The following is a 20,860-nucleotide window of genomic DNA, read 5'->3' on the forward strand; positions in this document are numbered from 1 at the left end:
TTTTAGTTCATCTGCTTAACTATTTCAATAGATTTAACACGCAACAATCATCCAGGATTTTTAAAGTGTGTTTGATTCATTTTTTTTGGTGCAAGATAATGAGAGCTTGGAAGAGACCAACCATACTTGGACACTAAAAAACCTCACTTATATCAGTACGGTAGCAGTAATGAAAAATTTTTCAGTCATTTTTTTGTCAGTTTATGTTCTGTTCATTTATTATAAAAGTAGAGCAAAATCATGAGAGGAGGGTGTTGTTTTATGCGGCTGCTGAGTGATCCAAGTGATCAAAAAGATAAGGCAAAGATTAAGCGCGGGAAATTGAAAACAAAGATCCTTGTGGTGTCGGGAATTTTGACGGCCGCAGCTGCTGTTTTCAAGGTGACGGAAAGTATGGTCGGTCGTTACTTTTATCGTCTGGCCATTGCACGGGAGCAATCGCCTCATCGGAAAAATCTTGATCCGGCAGTATCGAAGGAGCACTTTTCATCGGTCATAAAAGCACGGATTGGCGAGCGCAAGGCTGTGAACGAACGCTTTCTCCAGGAGTGTCCGCCGACTGACGTTTTTTTAAATGCATCCGATGGTTTGAAGCTGCATGCTTGCCGGTTTGATGCTCATCCGGAAGGCCATCGTTGGGTGGTACTTTTGCATGGATATATGAATGAAGGTTCCTATATGTTCTACTATGCATCGGTTTTTGCTGACCATGGTTTTAATGCTCTCGTTCCGGATTTGCGTGGAGCGGGGCAGAGCGAAGGAGATTATATTGGCATGGGTTGGAACGATCGGCTGGATGTGGTCGGCTGGATTCATGAGATCATCAAATCGGATCCGCAGGCACAGATTGTCATTTTCGGCATTTCAATGGGTGCCGCAACCGCGATGATGACGGCGGGGGAGGAGCTTCCTGAACATGTTGTCTGCGTTGTGGAGGATTGCGGTTATACGTCGGTGGCCGATGAATTCGCATATGAATTACGCAATCTTTTTCGTCTGCCTGCGTTCCCTATCCTTCGATTTGCTGACCGAGTCACACGGTCTCGTGCTGGTTACGGCATTTTTGAAGCATCGGCCGTTGAACAATTGAAAAAAGCAAAAGTACCAATTTTGTTTATTCATGGCGAACAGGATACATTTGTTCCAACGAGCATGGTGCATCGCGTGTACGAAGCCGCAGCCGGAGAAAAGGAGCTTTTGCTCGTAAAGAATGCTACGCATGCCGCCTCGTCACTTGTCGACCCCGACTTGTATTTTTCAACACTCTTCCGTTTTATTGAGAAACATATGAGTATCCGTAATTGAATGAAGACGCTTAGGGAGAACAGAGTATGACTCCAATTGTTCAATCATATGAGTGAGACGATTTAATTTTTCCGAATATGTTTTCTACTCGCAAACACATAGAATAGGTAAAGCTTGAAAACGATGGAGGCACCATGTGGCTAAAAGATCTCTTCTTTCATATTCATTATTGCAACAGCAGAGAAGGTCGTGAATCTGGAAATGAAACGAGAAGCATCACCAGAACGCTTCAACATCATGAATTGATCTGCTTTTCCTCGGGAAAAGGTCATATTGCTATTGGGAAGAAAAAGTACCTTCTAGAGAAGGACATGCTTTTCTATATTTGTCCTGCTGTTATGCATTCCATTGAGATCGATGGTAGTGAACCCCTTTGTTTTCAATCTGTACATTTTAGTTATGGACATGTGTACCTTGCCGATAATCATTGGGAAATAAAAAATGAAACACGACTACTGCCGCTGCATGAGGCGCAGGTATTAAAGGATCATTATCAAGTGAATGATCTGTTTCATAAGCTGGTAAGTCGCTGGTATGCGAAACAACCTGGGTACGAATTTGCAGCCAAGATCTTGCTTCAGCAATTGATCGCAGTCATTTTTGAAACCATGAAAAAGCAGAATCAAAAGGCCACAGCGTTCTTAAAAATTGAACAGGTTATCGAATGTATGCAGCAACATATTGATTGTCGCATAACTTTAAGAGGTTTATCAGATCTGGTGAAATTGTCACCAGCTTACTTATCCAGAATTTTCAAGGATACAACTGGCTATACCGTCATTGCTTTTTTCAACAGGATGAAAATTGATAAGGCAAAAGCATTGTTGGTAGAGAGCGATAAAAAGATAAAAGAAATCGCAGAAGAATTGGGATTCACCGATGAATTTTATTTCAGCAGGGTATTTAAAAAAATTGAAGGCATGAGTCCTTCAGAATTTTATAGCAAAAATGTCCATGGAATCTAATATTGTTCATGTAATAAAGGCCATTCTTCAGCTAGTATGAGGATGTTATTGTTCATTATGTGGGACGATCAATGAATCATCAGCAGAAGGGTGGCTTTTTTTTGCCGATTTGGAAAAGAAATTTAATTTTTTGCTGGTTTGGCATGTTTGCCACGGGTATCGGCATGAGTCAAATCGCTCCGGTGTTGCCGCTTTATATTCGGCATCTTGGTGTCCACAATGCAGCTGCAATCGCCCAATTATCCGGGATTGCCTTTGGCATTACGTTTATTCTTTCGGCAATTTTCTCACCCATTTGGGGCGCGGCGGCTGACCGGTTTGGGAGAAAACCAATGCTTTTGCGTGCAAGCCTCGGTATGGCACTTGTGATTGGCTGCATGGGTTTTGCGCCTAACGTCTATGTGCTCATCGGATTGAGGCTGCTGCAAGGAGTGATCACCGGTTATAGCACGGCTTGCACAACATTAATTGCCACTCAGACAGATAATGAGCATGCCGGATGGGCGCTGGGTACGTTATCAACAGCAAACATTGCCGGTTCTTTACTGGGTCCAATGATCGGGGGATTCATATCGGAATTCGCCGGTAGTCAAAATGTGTTTTTTATTACCGGTGCACTGATGCTTGTTGCCTTTTTAACCACGATTTTCTTTGTGAAAGAGGAATTTCATCGTGAGGATCATAAGGTACTGCGCAGCGGGGAAGTGTGGGCAAGAATTCCGGAAAAAAGCTTAACCGTTACCTTGTTTGTCACTGCTTTTATTTTAACGGTTGCGCTCTATTCAGCGGAGCCGATTATTACTGTGTACGTGGCACACATTGCTCATAGTACCAGTCATATTGCTCTTTTTGCGGGCATGGCTTTCTCTGCTTCCGGACTGGCAAACATTCTGGCGGCGCCTAGACTAGGGAAACTTTCGGATCGAATCGGTGCTCAAAAAGTGATACTCGCAGCGCTTATTCTTGCCGGAATTCTTTTTATTCCCATGGCATTCGTGAACAATCCATGGCAATTAATTGGTCTTAGATTCTTATTTGGCTTAACCGCGGCGGGTCTGATGCCCTCCATTAACATTCTGGTGAAAAAGATCACCCCTGATGCACTCACAGGCAGAATTTTCGGATTCAGCATGTCTGCAATGTATTTGGGTGTATTCAGCGGGTCCGTATTTGGCGGACAGGCTGCTGCCTGGTTTGGCATCCGATCTGTATTTTATATGACTGCTGCGTTGCTGCTCATTAATGCATTATGGGTTTATTTTAGAATTTATCGAAAAATAAGCATCAATGATCGTCATCGTGTATCACACAAGGCCATTTGAAATAGGAAAGGAAATGATTATGGATAAGAAACAAGCAGGAACGGAACGTTTAACAGCGGCTAAAACGGCTCTTATAGTTATTGATCTGCAGAATGGTATTGTCAACAGTCCGCGTGCGCCTTATACAGGTGTGCAGGTTGTTCAAAAGGCGAGCAGCATGGTTCGTAAATTTCTGGAAAAAGGTGCCTTTGTCGTTCTTGTCCGTGTTGCCACATTTGATGGAAAAGATATGCTGAGGCCTAATACTGATCAAAGCAGCCGTTCCAACCGGTTCAGTGAGGGCTGGGATCAATGGGTACCTGAGTTAGCAGACTTTACGAACGCTTAAACGATGACTAAAAGGCAATGGGGCGCATTCTATGGCACAGATCTTGACGCGCAATTGCGCCGTCGCGGTATTCAAACTGTTGTGCTTTGCGGCATTTCTACAGGAATTGGTGTCGACACGACCGCACGTGAAGCTTATCAGCATGGCTACTCGCAAATTTTTGTTGAGGATGCAATGACCGCTTCAACCAAAGAAGAACATGATTATGTGTGTCACTATATTTTCCCGCGGATTGGGAGAATTCGGACATGCGATGAAGTACTACGTTTGTTAAGCGATGAGTAATACAGGGAAGGTTAAAGTTGTTTATTTGACCTAAAAAATAGTCTGCATCGGTCAATGAACGGGTATAGCTAAATAAAACGATCCGATTCATGCCATTATGAGGCAAGAACCGGATCGTTTTTTAATTCATAACCCTTTTTACCAAGCGGGAACTACAGAACCATGAAATGTTTTACTAATGTATGCTTTGATTTGAGGCGAATGATAGTAATTCTTTATTTGCTTAACGACCTTATCATTTTTATTCTTTGTTCGAACGACGAAATAGTTTGGATAACTATTGTGAGTGAGCGACTCATGGTAGATGGAGTCGTTCAGAATGGTCAGGTTAGCACCCATAGCAAAATTCGAATTAATTGCTGCGGCGGTCACTTCATCGAGATGAGAAGTAATCTGAGCGGGATCCATAGCTATAAATTCGAGATGCTTCGGATTGCTGACGATATCACGGGTTGAGCCGGTTCTTTGTGTCCCCTTCTTCATCTTAATTACGCCTGCTTTTTCCAACAAGGTCAGACTGCGCGGTTGGCTGGACGGATCATTCGGTATTGCGATTTTATCCCCTTTTTTCAAATCCTTTAAGTTTTTGATCTTATTTGAGTATATCCCCATCGGCAACGCGACGGTTTTAAAAACATCGGTAATTTTATAGCCTCTGTCTTTAATCTGTGCCTTCAGGAAGGGTAAGGTTTCATAACTGCTGGCATCTAGGTCACCGGTATCCAGTGCGGTATTCGGCTGATTATAATCATTAAAAACTTTCAGGTGGATGGTCAATCCATCTTTCTTAGCAATCTTGGCAACCTGTTCCATAATTTGTTGATGCGGTCCGCCGGTTACGCCGACAGTAATCTCTTTTTCACTTAATGTAGCAGAGTTGCTACCGCAAGCAGTCAATGTAAAAATGATCGTCATAATTAGTCCTAAAAAGAACACCTTTTTCATTAAAAATTCCCCCGTTGCAAGCAAAGTCATTTTATCTTAGCCGATAAACAGCTAATAAATATAATTAATATTATGAGTTAACTCCGAATTAAAAACAAGTAAGTGGCTGAATCTTATAAGAGTGCACGCCAACAATTTGATGGGGATTGCAGTCTCCAGAAAATCGTTTATTCACTTTGCATGTGCCAGTAAATAAAGAAAATAGGGCGCACCAATTACGGATACAATAATTCCGGCCGGAAGCTCTGCCGGCTGGAGCATCCACCGGCCAAGAGTATCAGCCGCAAGCAGCAAAAGTGCGCCGGTTAGTGCTGAAACAGGGAGCAGCTTCAGGTGCTGAGCTCCTACGAGTCGGCGTGCGAGATGTGGTGCAATCAGTCCGATGAATCCGATTCCGCCGCTTACTGCTACACAGGCAGCAGCAAGTGCGACTGCAGCAAGGAGGAGTCTCCGTCGATTTTTTTCGATGGGTACGCCAAGTCCGATGGCTATTGATTCACCAAGCTTCAAAATATCCAGTGTTCGCGTGTGATACAGGACATAGGAAAAGATAACAAGGATCCAAGGCAGAAGCGCAAGCACAAAGTGCCAATTCGAGCCCCAAATGGTTCCTGCAAGCCATGTTGACACAAATTGATACTGATTCGGATCGAATTTAAGCGTCAGGATAACCATGAGCGCACTAATACCCGATGCGACGGCAATACCGGTCAGCAAGAGACGGGTGGATGAAAAACCTTGTTGCCGTTTAAGTGTAAGCACATAGATAAGTACAGCTGCAGCGGCTGCCCCTATGAGTGCAACAATTGGGAGCGTGAAGACCGGAACGGCTTGCTGACTTTGAAAGAAAGAGATAAACAGGACAATCGAAAGGCCGGCACCGGCATTTATGCCTAGGATTCCCGGATCGGCGAGCGGGCTGCGCGTGACGCTTTGAATAATACATCCTGATACGGCCAGACCTGCGCCAGCGAGTATGGAAATGAGGATGCGCGGCATTCGGAATTCAAACAAAATAAGTGACTGGGCTTTTGTACCACTGCCAAGCAGTGTACGAATCACATCAAGAGGGGCCAGTTTCGTAAACCCGGTATTCATGCTGATTATAAAGACCGCAACAATAAGTCCGCTGATGAAGATCATTATTTGGAGGCATTTGTTTCTTTTGCTTCGTTCTGCTGTCGTTAGTTGAGTCATTCAGTGATCACTCCTTTCCGATCCGGCTAAATAGAGAAAGAATGGGATGCCGATGAGTGCAATTAAAACACCAATGGGCGTCTCATAAGGCGGATTAATGCTGCGCGCACCAAGGTCAGCCAAAATTAGCAATAGGCTGCCGAGAATCGCTGTGCAGGGAAGGACTCTGCGGTAGTCCGTACCAACAAGATAGCGCGTCAGATGCGGGACGATTAATCCTACAAAGCCAATGGCCCCGACGACAGACACAGCTGAACCGGCAAGAATAAGCACAATGACGACACTTGCAGCTTTAATGATGCCTGTGTGCATGCCGAGTCCGGATGCCACGCTGTCTCCAAGGCTGAGAATGGTGATGGAAGGTGACAGGATCAGTGAGGCGATTAATGCACAGACGACCCAAGGGGTGATCATCATGAGCTCAGGCCAGCGGATGCCGGACATTCCCCCTGCGTACCAAAAGGCAAGATCCTGGCCGATTTGAAAATAAATAGCTAAGCCCTGGCTCAGTGCGGTGAGCAAAGCACTGACTGCAGCTCCTGCCAGGACGAGACGGACCGGCGACATTCCATCCCTTGACAGCGAACTCATCCCATAGACGATGCCTGCACCAATACCTGCGCCAATAAAAGAGCAGATGATCAGATAGAAAAATGGGAGTGCGGGGAAAAATGCATAGCACAGAGCAAGAACAAATGCTGCCCCCGCGTTGATTCCTAGAATTCCTGAATCGGCGAGCGGATTTCGGGTTACGCCTTGCATCAATGCCCCGGAAACGGCAAAACAGGCACCAATGATGGCACTGCCAAGTACACGGGGCATGCGCAGGTCCCAAATAACTTTATGCGACACAAGATGAGGGTCATAGTGAAAGACCGCATCCCATACCGTTTTCAAATCAATGTTTGTCGCACCAAAAGAGATGGACAATCCCATAGTCAGAACCAGTAAAACCGGTCCGATCATTAAAATGATTGGGAAGGCCCACTTTTTCATGAGGCTATTTTTCATTGGTCGATTCATGTGTTTGGACGCTGATACTGCCAGTTTTGCCACCGTTCTTTCTAAAGATCATATAGGGTCGAAACATTGATCAGGAACCAGATAAGTGCGTCCGGTTTTATTTGCTTAACTTCTCAGTGACAATTTTGGCCGTATTAAGCTGTGACATTGGTGTATTGTTAAAGAAGCTGGAGTCGACAACAAAAACATGATGATTTTTAAATGCATTAAGTGATTGCCAAATCGCTCCGCTTGTAATTTGTTTCAGACGTTTTTCTGATACTGCCGGTTTCTCATCCTGTTTACCGGTTTGCACAAAGATGTAGTCAGGATTCATTTCAAGCAGTTTTTCTAAGGATATCGCAGCAAAGAGATCCTTAGATTCAATACCTGCAACAGGAGTCAGACCGAGGTCATGGTAGAGCACACCTCCGACACTTGTCGGTAAATTATTATAGATACGGACCTGCTTGTCCAGAAGCCTAATGAAAACCACTTTTTTATTTCCGACAGACTTTTTCAGTTGAGCTTTATACGCATCAACCTTTTTTTGATATTTGGCTAAATAGTCCTTTGCCGCTTGCTCTTTATTCATGATCTTTGCATATGCCTTGAAATCGGTGCGCCAGTTCTGTGTTTCTTTAATCATAATTGATGGTGCAATTTGAGACATTTTGTCATAGGATTGAGTATCTTCTCTGACGAAAATCAAATCCGGCTTTTGGGCTAAAAAGCCTTCGAAGTTCAGAGGTGCGGAATCACCAACCACATGAATTCCTTTCTGCTTGTCTTTTGGAAAGTAGGGGTAGAATTTTTCGGTAATGGTGGCCTTAGGTGCTGCTTTGACAGGAATGCCGAGAGGAATCAAATATTCCATGAGTTGTTGGCTGGTGGCAGCTACCCTTTTGGGATGTGCGGGAATAGTTTTTTTGCCCGTTGCATCTGTAATTGTTCTTTGCTTAGAAGATTGGCTGTTGGCATTGTTGGTATCTTGCTGTCCGGCACAGGCAGACAGCAAGGCTAGAATCAGCGCCAAGCTGCCCATTACAGTAAATAATCTTCTTTTATGTGAAAAAAGATTCATTTTATTGGCTCCTTTTAATGAAAATGATTATCATTTTCATTAAATGTTACCAAAACGTGACAATATCGTCAATATCAAAAAAATTTTGGTAGTGGTTGAGCAAATATTAGTTCAGCGCTGTCATTCCAAGGTAATCGGCTGATTCAAATTTATCGTCTTATAAAGAGGAAATACAGCCGTTTAAAAATCTCCTTGAGTAAGCAAATGCATTATGTTCTGCTGCAAGGAAGTCAGAAGATGGTTCGAGCGATAAACAAGCTGAATTAAAAATTCAGGCTGCGGCTGATCCTTTAGGGTGAGTACGGCAACAGGATCTTGCGGCAGAAGCGCGGTTTCGCTAAGCAGGCTGATACCGACTCCGCTGGAAACCATGCCTTTAATGATTGGTACGTCATTTGTTTGATAGATGATGGCCGGCTTAATTTGCGCCTGCTCACTGAACTGACGGAAGGCAATGGAATGCACAAAGCGTTCATTGAGCTGAATGAAAGACTCGTTCTTAAGATCTTGAAATGCAACTGAACCTGCGTGTGCTAAGGGATGATTGGGACTGACAATGACTTTAAATTTTTTTCTTGCGAGCAAATGGACGGTAAACTTTGAGTCCTTAATGGGCTTGGTAGAGCTTAAAAGGGCTAAATCCAGCTTGCCGTTTTTCAATTGGTTTAAAAGCGATTTCGACCCGTCTTCGCGTGTATCCAAATGAGAAAGCCAATTCTTTTCTAAAAGTTTGGCTGAAAGAGCGGGGAAAAGTGAACTGCCAATTATAGGGGGAAGTCCAAAGCGAACGCGTTCTTGCTTGATTGCTGTAAGTTCCAACTTGGCAGCATCAAGTTCCTGCAAAATTTGGGTGACATGCTTTTCGAATTGTCTGCCGCTTTCTGTAAAAATCAGCTCTTTATGCGATTGATCACGAATGACCAGCTGCACATCCAGCTCTTTTTCGAGCCGTTGAACAGCTGCCGTGATGGTAGGCTGACTGACATTGAAATACTGTGCGACTTTTGTGAAATTCTTTTCTCGAAAGAGCTGTATAAAATAATTGAGATCTCGTATATTCATCAGTATTGCCGCCTCGCTTGCTCTCAGCTTGTCCCGTTTTCTATAGTTTACCATCTCGTGAATTGGTTTGTCGCCGCTGCTTTGTTAGATCTGAGCATCAGCTCTATGAAGTGACCTAAAAAAAAGTAGACAAATACGAACATATGGTCTATTATAAATTGTGAGAATAATGAATACTTTCGGATGAAAGAACCTTGTTGCTGTTTCCAACTCGATTTTACCGCTTTAATTTACCTTCTATGCGGCCATCCTTTTTTTAACCTCTTTTTCTTAGATGCCCATTTTTTCGCAGTCCATTTCATTTCTAATTGAATAAACAAAGGAGAGAGTTTATAGTGGCCTCGATGATTTATGCAATAAAATGCCCCTGCTGCGGACGTTCCGCAATTAAAGATGATTATTACAAAACGGATGAGTATTATATCTATTGCTTGCGCTGTGGTTATAATCACACCAAATTAATTGTAAGCGAAACTGCGCAAAGTGTTGAATACAAGGAAGAAAAGTATGATGGGAATGGTATCTTTATTTTGGTCAATAAAGACGGAAGCCGTAAAAGTATGTTGTTGAATAAGGTTACAGAAGAGCATTTAGAAGAGCATAAGGCTTTATTCGAGGATGATACTGTTGATCAGGGAAAAAGCTACTTAGTCTCTTTTAAAGATGGAGTATTTTCCATTCTGGGCGGCAATCCCCCTGAAAATTTTCATCTGTCATTTGAAGACTACAAGGAAAAGATGTTTGCGAAGTATGGGGAATCTGAATGTGATTTCATGGTTCCTATTGAGGAATAGGAAAAATGTTAAAAAAACAGCCCGCACCTGATCCAAGGTACGAGCTGAATGGAAGAAAATGATTTATTTAACAAGCCGATCCCAAAGGACGACTTGTCCATTTTTCAATGATTTTTGAACATCAATGATGCGCTGGTTGGCGCTGCCGCGGAACTGCAAGGTCAAGTCTTTCTGAGTGAGCTCGAAGCGGCCGTCTACCAAAATATTAATTTTTGACAGAAGTTCGCGCTTGTCTTCAGAGTCTTGCTGCAACTCCTCCCAAGTATAGCCTGTCCATGACCAAACATCTTTAGTATGCTTGTATTCGCTGCGGAGTCGATCTACGAGGGACAGGCAAACCTCCGTGTTTAAGAAAGGTTCTCCACCGAGCAGGGTCAGTCCCTGAACATAAGGCTGACTTATATCTTCAATAATTTGATCTTCTAAATCCTTGGTGTACGGCTGTCCATAGCGAAAGTTCTGAGCCGCTTTATTGTAGCATCCGGGGCAGTCAAAAGGACACCCGCTGACATAGAGACTGCAGCGCACGCCTTCGCCATCGACAAAATTAAATGGTTTATAGCTGGCAATATAGTTCTGACTTAATTTTTCTGCCAGCCATGTCTTTGGGTTCGGATTTCGTGGCCCTGTTCTTTCTATGTTTTTGACCATCAGGTGCTCCCCCTTTTTATTGTCGAGCAATCGTGTTGCTGTCATTACCAAGCGTTATATGTTTTACGCGTGATGCGATTTCAACGTGGCGGCCGTGAATCATCGGACGCTGCTGCGGATTTCCTAAATAGCCGCAGGTGCGTTTCACTACGTCGCATGTTTGTGGGTCGTTGTTGCCGCATTCCGGGCATTCAAAGCCGCGATCCGTCGGCTTGAATTCACCTTTGAATCCGCATTTGAAGCATTGGTCAATCGGCGTATTGGTCCCTAAATAACCGACACGATCATAGGCATAGTCCCAGACAGCTTCCAAAGCTTTTGGGTTTTGTTTCAGATTTGGATACTCGCAGTAGTGAATGAATCCGCCGGCACAATATGGCGGGAAATCTTTTTCAAAATCCAATTTTTCAAATGGTGTCGGCGCTTTTCGAACATCATAGTGAAAACTGTTGGTATAGTACTCTTTGTCGGTAATATCCTTTACTTTACCAAATTTCTCGGTGTCTTTGCGGCAGAATTTGTCCGTCAGACTTTCACTTGGCGTGCTGTATACGCTGAAATGATAGCCGTATTCATTTTCCCAATCCCGGCAATGTTCCCAAAGCTTTTTCACGACGTTGATTGCGAAATCCTTCGCTTCTTGATTGGTTTCCCATGCGCTGCCGTAAAAAACAGTACCGACTTCATAAAGGCCGATGTAGCCAAGTGACACGGTCGCACGAGAATTCTTAAAGAGTTCATCGACAGAGTCCGTTCGTTTTAATCGTTTACCGAAAGCTCCGTATTGGTAAAGAATCGGTGCGTTTTCCGGTGTTGCCTGCTTTGCGCGTTCCACTTTAAAGACCAGCGCTTCTTTGCAGATTTGAAGCCGTTCTTCGAGAATTTTCCAGAAGCTTTCCTTGTCTCCCTTTGATTCCATGGCAATGCGGGGCAGATTAACGGTAACGACACCGAGATTCATTCGCCCGGAGTTCACCTCTTGGCCGTTCTCATCACGCCAGCCTTGCAGGAAAGATCGACAGCCCATCGGCGCTTTAAAGCTCCCCGTCAGTTCAATGAGCTTGTCATACATCAGCACGTCAGGATACATCCGCTTGGTTGCGCATTCTACAGCCAGTTGCTTAATATCATAATTCGGATCACTTGGATTAAGGTTGAGCCCACGTTTCAAGCTGAATACCAGCTTAGGAAAAATTGCCGTGCGGTGCTCCTTCCCTAATCCATCAATACGTATATGCAGAATTGCTTTTTGAATGGCTCGTTCGATCCAATTCGTTCCAAGGCCGAAGCCTAAAGTCGTAAATGGAGTCTGCCCCTGAGAGGAGTACAAAGTATTAATTTCATACTCTAATGCCTGCATTGCGTCATAGATGTCTTTTTTAGTTTTTTTGCGAGCAAATGCTTGCTGACGTTCGTCGCCATCGACCCATTCTTTGGCATCGACTAAATGCTTGTCATAGTTCTTTTTCGCAAATGGAGCGAGAAGCTCGTCCACGCGGTCGGCTGAACATCCGCCGTATTGACTGGAAGCAACGTTGGCTATAATTTGCGCCATTTGAGCTGTGGCTGTTTGTATGGAGTGCGGCGGCTCGACATCAGCGTTGCCAATTTTAAAGCCATGATTGAGCATTTCATTAAAGTCGATCAGACAGCAGTTGGTCATCGGGCTGTATGGCTGGTAGTCTAAGTCATGCCAATGAATTTCGCCTTTTAGTTGAGCATTGGCTACCTGTGGCGGAAGCATTTTCAGTCCGATTGCCTTGGCAACGGTTCCTGCGGTCAAATCTCTTTGCGTATTAAATACATGGCTGTCCTTGTTCGCATTTTCGTTCACAATGGTTTTATCTTTATGTAGTAATTTGCGAATCGTGAAGTTGATATCGGTTGCCTGGTTGCGCGAGAAATCGCGTTGGGTCCGATAATTAATGTATTCTTGAGCGATGTCATACTGGTGATGGGTCAGAAGTGTCTGCTCAACGATATTTTGAATCTCGTAAATCTTAACGTCATTGTGAAAACGCGATTCGATTTCAGCGATAACATCATTAGTAATTTCATTGATTAATTGGTAAGTCAGCGGGTCTAATTCACCGAGTACATGCTTCGCTGCTTTTAGCAGCGCGGTTGTGATCTTCTCGGTGTTGAAATCTATAATACGACCATCACGTTTCAGAACGTTGATCGTCAGCTGTTTGGTTAGTGTTTTTTGTTTTGTATCTAGCACTATGAATACCCCCTTTTGAACAATTACTCAATCTATAATAGGAGAATATTGGACATCTTTCAATCAATATATAGAAAATAAAAGTCTGAAAAACTCATAAAAAGCACTATATATTGTATGGCAATGGGGAATTTTTAATATGTGACAACCCTGTGAAAAATAGAGATACTTTTCGTTTACTGTCGTTGGTGTTCGAATTTGGTTCTTTATTTAGATGATGAGCCGATCAACGAATTTCAAATACTTTTTGGACACTGCCTGATGATAACTCTGTAGCGGATGTTCATTGCCTATCCGTTCGCCCATTTCGAACGCAATAGAAAAACCGGTCATTGACCGGTTAATCTTCTGTTGCATAATAATGGTTATTTGTGCTCGCTTTTCGGAAAACCGTTGTTTTGTCTCGTACCGATTTATCCGATTAAGCGAGGTTAAATTTCCCTGCAAGCTATGACCGGGAATCTTTAGTACAAGGAGTTTGCTGATTGGGATGCTTGCTTTGTCCGCTTCTCCAAAGGATTTTTCCAGAAGCCGATCATCAGGCCGGAGATTATGGCACCGATCAGAATGGCGGCAATAAACAAAAATGGCTGATTGCTCAAGGCAACCACGAAGATACCACCATGGGGTGCCGGAATGTTGACTTTCCATAATTGCGTCAGAGCACCCGCGGTCGCCGAACCGACAATGCTTGATGCAATAATCCGCAGAGGATCGGACGCCGCAAACGGAATAGCGCCTTCCGTAATAAAAGATAACCCGAGAACATAGTTCGTGATACCTGCTTTACGCTCTTCTTCATTAAATTTCGCTTTGAAGAAGGTTGTCGCTAGAGCGATTGCAAGCGGGGAAACCATGCCGCCGGCCATTACTGCGGCCATCATCAATCCACCGTTTGACGCGCCACTGGCGAATACGCCGATGGCAAAAGTATAAGCTGCCTTGTTTATAGGACCGCCCATATCAACAGCTTGCATTCCACCAAGGACAAGACCAAGCAATATGGCATTTCCTGTGCCAAGATGACTCAGCGCGCCGATCATGCCCGTATTGATCCATGTAAAGATTGGATCGAGAATGTAATACATGAGACCGCCTGTAATAAGTAAACCGAACACTGGAAAAATTAGAATTGCTTTCAAACCGTTTAGCGTTTTGGGAAGACCGGTAAATATTTTTTTCAGGAAGATAATGACCCATCCGGCCGAGAATCCGGCAGCAAGACCGCCAAGAAATCCGGCGTTCGATGAGTACGCCATAAATCCTCCGACAACACCGGGCATTAGAGCGGGACGGTCGCCGACGCTGACGGCGATATAGCCGGCCAAAATCGCAATCAGAAAGTGAAAGGCACCGGTTTGTCCGCCGGCAACTGCACTCAGCATTTGATACACTGTATTGTCCTTGCCTAAATGTTCAAACATGAAGGAGATGGCGAGTAAAATACCACCACCGACAACAAAGGGAAGCATATGAGAAATACCGTTCATCAGGTCTTTATATATTCTGTTCCAAACGCTGTTTGCACTATCTGTATCAGTAAAGCTCGCACCGCTTTCTGCATGGTACACCGGTGCCTGACCGTTCACTACTTTTGAAATCAATTCTTCCGGTTTACGGATACCGTCGCTGACCGGCGTCTGCAGTACTTTCTTGTTGTCAAAGCGGGCCATTTCCACTGTTTTGTCTGCCGCTACAATGACTCCGGCCGCGCGCGTGATTTCATCATGGGTGAGCACATGCTTCGCACCGTCAGCACCATTTGTTTCGACTCGGATTGAAACGCCCATCTCCTCAGCTTTTTTCTTCAGTGCATCTTCTGCCATATAGGTATGAGCGATCCCTGTCGGGCATGCGGTGACTGCAACGACAAACTTCTCATTGTCTGTTACTCTAGCAGTTGTCCGTGACGATTCTTTTTTTTCATTTTCTTCTTTTTCAGCCTGCTTGTCGTCAAATAATTGAGCAATTTCTGCAGGTGTTTCAGCTTTTTTCACTTTGGCAACAAATTCCTCATCGATCAGTAATCGAGAAAGCGCTGCCAGTGTTTGCAAATGCACATCGGCTGCGCCAGAGGGAGCAGCAATCATAAAAAAGAGATAAGAAGGCTTGCCATCGAGCGCTTTGTAATCAATGCCCTTCTTGCTGCGTCCGAACACAACGGTTGCTTCGTTAACCGCTTTGGTTTTCGCATGCGGCATGGCAATACCGGAACCGATCCCTGTACTTGATTCAGCTTCTCTCTTCAGAATCATTTCTTTGAAGAACTTCGTATCATTAATCCTCCCGTTCTTTTCCATACTGGCAACGAGTTCGTCAATGGCTTCTTCTTTTGTTGTTGCCTGCATATCCATCACCATTGCACGTTGAATCATCAGATCAGTTATCTTCATTTTATACTCACCTTTCGTATTCTTGTATGAAATCATCAGACCCGACCGTTCATAGCAATTATTTAATTGCTGTATCGATTCTGTTTGTGTCAATCAACGTTCATTCAAAAGAATGTGAGACTTCCAATTTTTATTATTTCGGCAAAATTTGAAAACGATTACAATTCATTCTAAAATGAACAGCCTATCTAGTGGATCTTTTTCAGGATTTTCTTTGACAGAACATCCGTGCGAAGCGCTTACATTTGCTCGTATTTCAAAATTTATAGTCCGTATAATTAATTGAGTACTTCATGCCCAAAGGTTTCGAACGTTCGACTAACGCCTCAGCCATTCCATCCATCCTCCAATCATTAATTAGTTTTTCCCGAGGCTTGCGATGTTTCGTGTGTAAAGAGTGAATGATCGAGAGTCCACCTCTCTACGGCTCAAAAATGAAATTAATTTTAAATTTTATATATTTATTTGAACTATTTTCAATATAATTATCTTATTTCTTTTTGTCAATAGAAATCTAACGCTGGAAAAAGTTTGATCCACGGGAATGGGTTTATTTGGGGCGGAAACCATCGCAAATCCCGATTCCTGCGAATGCACAAGGGAAGCAATGCTTCTGAATGGAGGCTGTTCAAAGAAAATTAAAACCTCTGAATCAAAAACGATTCAGAGGTTTTAAGCAAAAATTCGATTAATAAAGACCGATGAGTTTCATCCAAAGCGACCCTAATCCGAGCCATATAATGAAATAAACAATGGCCAAGATTGCGTTCAATTTCCACCAGGTTTTTTGCGGGACGTAACCGGATGAGAATAGGATCGGAGCAGGCCCGTCACTGTAGTGTGTCGTTGATGCAAACAGGTTCCCGAAGAATCCGAGCATCAGTGCAGCGAGTAATGCCGGGACACCCGATGCCAAAGCAACACCTAACAAAGCACTGTACATAGCGCTGACGTGTGCGGTTGCACTTGCGAATAGATAATGGCTGTAGAAATAGGCAAGGATGAGCACGATTAACACGATTGCCCAATTCATTCCGTTCAAACCGCCTGAAATAAAATGGCTCAACCACGGAATAAAGCCGAGTGTATTTAGCTGACCGGCCATCATCACTAATATGGAGAATCATACGAGCGTATTCCATGCGCCTTTCTCTTGCAGTATGTCACTCCAGGACAGAACACCGGTAATTAATAGTAATGTCAGTGCGATAAAGGCGGTTAATGTAGCATCAATGTTCAGAGTGCCGCCAAGGACCCATAAAATCAGTGAGATTAGGAAGATACCGCACATGAATTTTTCGGAACGTGCCATTTTGCCTAATTCGCCCAATTGATTTTCTGCCCATTCCTTGGCGTTAGGTGTTTCTTGATTTCGGGCGGATACAATTTATAGATGATATAAGGGACAATGATCAGAGACAGAATGCCGGGAATAAATGCGGCAGTAAACCAGTTCATCCAGGTAATCGAGACATGGGCACTTTTGGCCAGGGATTGCGCCAGGGGTTGCCTGCCATGGCTGTTAGAAACATGGCCGATGTAATGGTATTGCCGTGGAATTCCGAAAAGATCAAAAAGGAACCCATTTTCCGTTCGGTATGGGATTCGGGGCTGGATCCGAATGAACGCGACAAAGAGTTAATAATCGGATACATAATTCCGCCTGCTCGAGCTGTATTGCTCGGCGTGGCAGGTGACAAAACCAAATCAACGCCAATCAATGAATAAGCAAGTCCCAGCGTTTTCTTGCCGAAAAGCCTCACAAAGTTCAGCGCAATACGTGTGCCGAGGCCGGTTTTGATAAATCCGCGCGAGATGAAGAAAGCCATTGCAATGAGCCAGATGCTGTTGTTTCCAAATCCGGCAATGGCCGTGTCCATCGGTACCTCGCCGGTAATGACCGTCATCGTAAACCCGATAACAGCGACTGCTCCAATGGGGAGCGGTTGGGTAATACAGCCGATAATGGTTGCGACAAAGATCGCAAACATGTGCCAGGCAGTAAGAGAAATGCCTGCCGGCTTAACTGGCGACAACAGCCAGATAATGATTCCCACGATCACAGGGATAAGAAATTTCTTGTAATTAATTTTTTCCAGGCTCATAATAGGTCGCCTAGTTCTCGGTATTCAGGTGCCCATTTTTCATCCTCAATTGCCCGGGCCGCATCAGAAATCGGTTCTGTATTAAGATTCTGATCCACGGCGCTCTGTGCCACAGCCAAGGCGACCGTTTGTGAAAAGGCATCCAGCTTAGAAACGGGTGGGAGCACGGCTGCACCCGGCTGTTCCGGATTAACGATGCCACCGAGCGAATGAGCGGCTTTGGAAATCATTTCATCATTCAATACCTTGGCTGTAGAGGCAATCACGCCAAGGCCCAGTCCCGGATAGACCAGCGCATTGTTTGCCTGTCCGATTTGGTACGTAACGCCATTATAGGTAACATCCGGTGCAGGAATACCGGTCGCAACAAGTGCCTTTCCGTCCGTCCACTTAATTAGGTCCTCAGCCCTGGCTTCGGCGAGTTTCGTAGGATTGGAAAGCGGGAAAATGATCGGACGTTCCGTGTGTGCCGCCATTTCGTTCACAATTTGTTCGGTAAAAGTTCCGGGCTGTGTGGACGTACCGACCAGAATACTTGGGTGTACAGCTTGAACGGCAGCCTTTAAATTGGTCAGCATTTCAGGATGATTAAATTCAGTGCGTTTACGAGCAAACGGTTTTTGTTCCGGTGTGAGCGTCGGATCATCATCGAAAAGCAAGCCTTGCTTATCGACAAGATAGAAGTGCTTTTTCGCTTCTTCCTCAGACAATCCCTGCTGCAGAAATTCGTCATAAATGCGTTTTGTAATACCCGCACCAGCTGTACCTGCGCCAAAGGACATGTATACTTGGTCGGTCATTTTCTGTTTTGAAATGTTTAATGCTCCTAAAATACCTGCGAGAACAATAATGCCTGTTCCTTGAATATCGTCATTAAATGTCGTGATCTTATCCTTATATTTGTTTAAAATGCTGGCTGCGTGGTCGCGGCCGAAGTCTTCGAAGTGCAGGTACAGCTTTGGAAATAATCGTTCTGCAGTGTCAACGAATTGATCGACAAATGCGTAATAACGCTCACCTTTTATCCGCTCGTGACGATTTCCAAGATACAGTGGATCGTCTAATAATTTCTTATTATTGGTGCCGGCATCTAAAACAACGGGCAGTACCTGACTCGGATCAATTCCGGCGGCCGCCGTATAGACCATTAATTTACCTACCGCAATATCCACGCCGTTGGTGCCCCAGTCGCCAATACCGAGAATTCCCTCTGCATCGGTGACAACAATGAGGCGGATATTCCGATGATTCGCGGCATTTTTTAATGCTGCTTCCATAGAATCAGGATCATCAATAGATAAAAATGCTGCGTTTTGCGTTTGTACAAACAGTTCACTGTAGTTCTCTATGGTGTCGGCAATGGTCGGGTCATAAACAATGGGCATGAACTCGACAACATGCTGGCTGAATAATTTAAAGAACAAGACACGATTTTCATTAAATATCTGCATGAGAAAGAGTCTTTTTTCTAAATGAGATGATTTCGTCAGATAGTGGGCATAGGTCTGTTTGGTTTGCTCCTCTAAACTCTGAACTTTAGGAGGAAGCAATCCTTCCAAACCGTATTTTTTGCGTTCCTCATTTGTAAAGGCTGTTCCTTTGTTCAAAAAGGGATCATTCAAAAGAGTCATTGGGCTCATAAAAAGGCCTCCTGGTTTGTTTTAATTTCACAGATCAATCATAGAAAGTATAGCTGTTTATAGTCAAACCTTGCTGCTGTTATAAATTTATTTAATATGAGAAAGCTGTTTGGATGCAACTTGTAGTGTGTCCATTATATGATTTCTATAGAACAACATCAGGAATAATAGGGACAAATCACTTTAGCAAATAAACGCGTTGCATTGAGAAAACAAACGTGTTAGAATAACATCACTCACAATTTTGGAGAGAAAACAGAGATAGAAAAAACGGAGAGGGTGTTGGCGTTTGAAAACAGAAAAGATGACGGTGAAAGCATTCGTAAACCATGTCCTTGTCGGTCACGCCATTGGAATTGTCGCGGCATTGATTCCATCCGCACTGCTTGGTGAATTAAGCAAAGCGCTGATGGGAAGGTTCCCGGTTTTTGGAAGCATCTATCAATTGGTCACCATTTTCATGCTGGCCGTTCCATTACTGATCGGTGCGGCGGTAGCCCATCAATTCAAATTGAAGCCGATTCCGATGGTCTGTGTAGCCGCGGCGGCTTGGGCCGGATCAGGTGCCTTGCAATTCACACCAAACGGCATTGTGATCGGAGGCATGGGTGACTTAGTCAATATATTGGTGACGATCAGTTTAACATGCGGGCTCGTCTTGCTTATTGGAGGTCGTCTGAAGTCATTTGAACCGCTTGTTATGCCGCCGATTATCTGTATCGTCGGAGGCGGTATGGGACTGATTGTTTATCCTCTCGTACACACGGTAACAACCGGACTTGGCGGGATGATCAACAGTTTCACAGCGCTGCAGCCGGTCCTGATGGGCGTCTTGATTGCGGCAGCATTCTCGGTAATTATGATCTCTCCTGTATCAACGGTGGCCATCGCATCGGCAATCGGTATGAGCGGTATTGCCTCGGGTGCAGGCAATCTGGGCTGCGTTGCTGCGGCTGTCGGTATGTTTGTCGGCGGACTGCGTGTCAATAAAATCGGTCTTTCGCTCTCTATTGTTCTCGGAACACCTAAGATCATGATCGCAGCAATGGTCAGGCAGCCGAAAATTTTGGTGCCGATCATACTTAACGGTGCTCTTTTGGGCGCACTTGGTGCTGTTTTTCAAATCAAGGGTACACCGATCAGTGCCGGATTCGGATTTTCAGGTATGGTTGGTCCAATCAATGCTATCCATTTTATGCCCGGCGGAGCGACGATTGTTAATCTGCTAATCATCGGTCTCGTATTCATTGCGGTACCTTTCGCAGGCGGATTTTTCTTTGAATGGGTCTGTCGAAAGCTGCTCCATCTATATGAATCTGAAGATTACGGGACAGAAATGGCTGAATTTAAAAAAGAAAAACCGGAACCGCAGCCGAAGCTCGTTCTGGAAAAGGCTTAATACAGGTATACAAAACCCTCATGCAGCGCGTGAGGGTTTTTACAAGTAAAGAAAGTATATGATTCTGCCCCGTATTTAAACGAATAAACCAGTGTCTTGGCCGAGAATCAAAGTGGAGGTGCGAGACTCCTGCGGGATCAGGTGCCAGCGAGATCCCGC

The 20,860-nt window shown here is 44.3% G+C and carries 15 protein-coding genes and 2 pseudogenes; 6 read left to right on the forward strand and 11 right to left on the reverse strand.

Translation table 11 applies throughout. From position 1 onward, the window contains the following. The first annotated feature begins 261 nt into the window (after positions 1-261). The 4 genes and pseudogenes from NOM01_RS12025 (at position 262) to NOM01_RS12040 (ending at position 4,205) form a co-directional block, all read left to right on the forward strand. Positions 262-1,305 (forward strand): alpha/beta hydrolase, encoded by a 1,044-nt coding sequence (locus NOM01_RS12025; RefSeq protein ID WP_255748722.1) that lies wholly within the window; start codon positions 262-264, stop codon positions 1,303-1,305. Between the two features lie 134 nt (positions 1,306-1,439). After that, entirely contained in the window at positions 1,440-2,270 is an 831-nt protein-coding gene (locus NOM01_RS12030; protein WP_255748723.1) for an AraC family transcriptional regulator, read from the forward strand. Between the two features lie 101 nt (positions 2,271-2,371). Further along, on the forward strand, positions 2,372-3,592 hold the full coding sequence (locus NOM01_RS12035; RefSeq protein ID WP_255748741.1) for a multidrug efflux MFS transporter: 1,221 nt from the start codon (positions 2,372-2,374) through the stop codon (positions 3,590-3,592). Positions 3,593-3,611: 19 nt separating this feature from the next. Continuing rightward, positions 3,612-4,205: pseudogene (locus NOM01_RS12040) on the forward strand (hydrolase). A 138-nt stretch (positions 4,206-4,343) separates the two neighbouring features. Here the strand turns inward: NOM01_RS12040 and NOM01_RS12045 are convergent. From NOM01_RS12045 to NOM01_RS12065, 5 genes are all read right to left on the reverse strand, one after another. Next, on the reverse strand, positions 4,344-5,150 hold the full coding sequence (locus tag NOM01_RS12045) for a MetQ/NlpA family ABC transporter substrate-binding protein (protein WP_255748724.1): 807 nt from the start codon (positions 5,148-5,150) through the stop codon (positions 4,344-4,346). A 171-nt stretch (positions 5,151-5,321) separates the two neighbouring features. After that, positions 5,322-6,347 (reverse strand): FecCD family ABC transporter permease, encoded by a 1,026-nt coding sequence (locus tag NOM01_RS12050; RefSeq protein WP_255748725.1) that lies wholly within the window; start codon positions 6,345-6,347, stop codon positions 5,322-5,324. Then, the gene (locus NOM01_RS12055) at positions 6,348-7,370 is read right to left on the reverse strand and encodes a FecCD family ABC transporter permease (protein ID WP_370646092.1); all 1,023 of its coding nucleotides are present in this window, start codon (positions 7,368-7,370) and stop codon (positions 6,348-6,350) included. It abuts the gene before it with no gap. Positions 7,371-7,467: 97 nt separating this feature from the next. Next, positions 7,468-8,433 carry an ABC transporter substrate-binding protein gene (locus NOM01_RS12060; RefSeq protein ID WP_255748727.1) on the reverse strand — a complete coding sequence of 322 codons (966 nt, stop codon included), beginning with the start codon at positions 8,431-8,433 and terminating at the stop codon, positions 7,468-7,470. A gap of 180 nt (positions 8,434-8,613) precedes the next feature. Further along, positions 8,614-9,495, reverse strand: a complete 882-nt coding sequence (locus tag NOM01_RS12065; protein WP_255748728.1) for a LysR family transcriptional regulator — start codon at positions 9,493-9,495, stop codon at positions 8,614-8,616. A 335-nt stretch (positions 9,496-9,830) separates the two neighbouring features. Here NOM01_RS12065 and NOM01_RS12070 point away from each other — a divergent pair, with 335 nt between their 5' ends. Continuing rightward, positions 9,831-10,289 carry a hypothetical protein gene (locus NOM01_RS12070; RefSeq protein WP_255748729.1) on the forward strand — a complete coding sequence of 153 codons (459 nt, stop codon included), beginning with the start codon at positions 9,831-9,833 and terminating at the stop codon, positions 10,287-10,289. Positions 10,290-10,352: 63 nt separating this feature from the next. On the opposite strand, the gene nrdG is transcribed toward NOM01_RS12070, so the two are convergent. From nrdG to NOM01_RS12100, 6 genes and pseudogenes are all read right to left on the reverse strand, one after another. Continuing rightward, on the reverse strand, positions 10,353-10,940 hold the full coding sequence (gene nrdG / locus NOM01_RS12075) for an anaerobic ribonucleoside-triphosphate reductase activating protein (protein ID WP_255748730.1): 588 nt from the start codon (positions 10,938-10,940) through the stop codon (positions 10,353-10,355). Positions 10,941-10,956: 16 nt separating this feature from the next. Then, positions 10,957-13,164: an anaerobic ribonucleoside-triphosphate reductase gene (gene nrdD, locus NOM01_RS12080; protein WP_255748731.1), complete on the reverse strand. Its 2,208-nt coding sequence runs from the start codon at positions 13,162-13,164 to the stop codon at positions 10,957-10,959. A 210-nt stretch (positions 13,165-13,374) separates the two neighbouring features. After that, complete coding sequence (locus tag NOM01_RS12085; RefSeq protein WP_255748732.1) at positions 13,375-13,497, reverse strand: hypothetical protein; 123 nt, start codon at positions 13,495-13,497, stop codon at positions 13,375-13,377. A 131-nt stretch (positions 13,498-13,628) separates the two neighbouring features. Then, on the reverse strand, positions 13,629-15,557 hold the full coding sequence (locus tag NOM01_RS12090) for a PTS fructose transporter subunit IIABC (protein WP_255748733.1): 1,929 nt from the start codon (positions 15,555-15,557) through the stop codon (positions 13,629-13,631). Between the two features lie 688 nt (positions 15,558-16,245). Next, positions 16,246-17,662 (reverse strand): annotated as a pseudogene (locus tag NOM01_RS12095) (anion permease). Continuing rightward, on the reverse strand, positions 17,659-19,302 hold the full coding sequence (locus NOM01_RS12100; RefSeq protein WP_255748734.1) for a malolactic enzyme: 1,644 nt from the start codon (positions 19,300-19,302) through the stop codon (positions 17,659-17,661). The pseudogene NOM01_RS12095 and the gene NOM01_RS12100 overlap by 4 nt, the downstream one beginning before the upstream one ends. A 289-nt stretch (positions 19,303-19,591) precedes the next feature. On the opposite strand from NOM01_RS12100, the gene NOM01_RS12105 reads away from it, so the two are divergent. Then, positions 19,592-20,701 (forward strand): PTS sugar transporter subunit IIC, encoded by a 1,110-nt coding sequence (locus tag NOM01_RS12105; protein ID WP_255748735.1) that lies wholly within the window; start codon positions 19,592-19,594, stop codon positions 20,699-20,701. Positions 20,702-20,860: the final 159 nt, after the last annotated feature.

Origin of the sequence: Sporolactobacillus sp. STSJ-5 (assembly GCF_024385605.1) — a bacterium.
Lineage (GTDB): Bacteria > Bacillota > Bacilli > Bacillales > Sporolactobacillaceae > Sporolactobacillus.

What these genes read in the sequence shown, in the direction of transcription:
- NOM01_RS12025 (WP_255748722.1), top strand. Translation starts at nt 262, where the DNA reads ATGCGGCTGCTGAGTGATCCAAGTGATCAAAAAGATAAGGCAAAGATT.
- NOM01_RS12030 (WP_255748723.1), top strand. Translation starts at nt 1,440, where the DNA reads ATGTGGCTAAAAGATCTCTTCTTTCATATTCATTATTGCAACAGCAGA.
- NOM01_RS12045 (WP_255748724.1), bottom strand. Translation starts at nt 5,150, where the DNA reads ATGAAAAAGGTGTTCTTTTTAGGACTAATTATGACGATCATTTTTACA.
- NOM01_RS12050 (WP_255748725.1), bottom strand. Translation starts at nt 6,347, where the DNA reads ATGACTCAACTAACGACAGCAGAACGAAGCAAAAGAAACAAATGCCTC.
- NOM01_RS12055 (WP_370646092.1), bottom strand. Translation starts at nt 7,370, where the DNA reads ATGAATCGACCAATGAAAAATAGCCTCATGAAAAAGTGGGCCTTCCCA.
- NOM01_RS12060 (WP_255748727.1), bottom strand. Translation starts at nt 8,433, where the DNA reads ATGAATCTTTTTTCACATAAAAGAAGATTATTTACTGTAATGGGCAGC.
- NOM01_RS12065 (WP_255748728.1), bottom strand. Translation starts at nt 9,495, where the DNA reads ATGAATATACGAGATCTCAATTATTTTATACAGCTCTTTCGAGAAAAG.
- nrdG (WP_255748730.1), bottom strand. Translation starts at nt 10,940, where the DNA reads ATGGTCAAAAACATAGAAAGAACAGGGCCACGAAATCCGAACCCAAAG.
- NOM01_RS12085 (WP_255748732.1), bottom strand. Translation starts at nt 13,497, where the DNA reads ATGACCGGTTTTTCTATTGCGTTCGAAATGGGCGAACGGATAGGCAAT.
- NOM01_RS12090 (WP_255748733.1), bottom strand. Translation starts at nt 15,557, where the DNA reads ATGAAGATAACTGATCTGATGATTCAACGTGCAATGGTGATGGATATG.
- NOM01_RS12100 (WP_255748734.1), bottom strand. Translation starts at nt 19,302, where the DNA reads ATGAGCCCAATGACTCTTTTGAATGATCCCTTTTTGAACAAAGGAACA.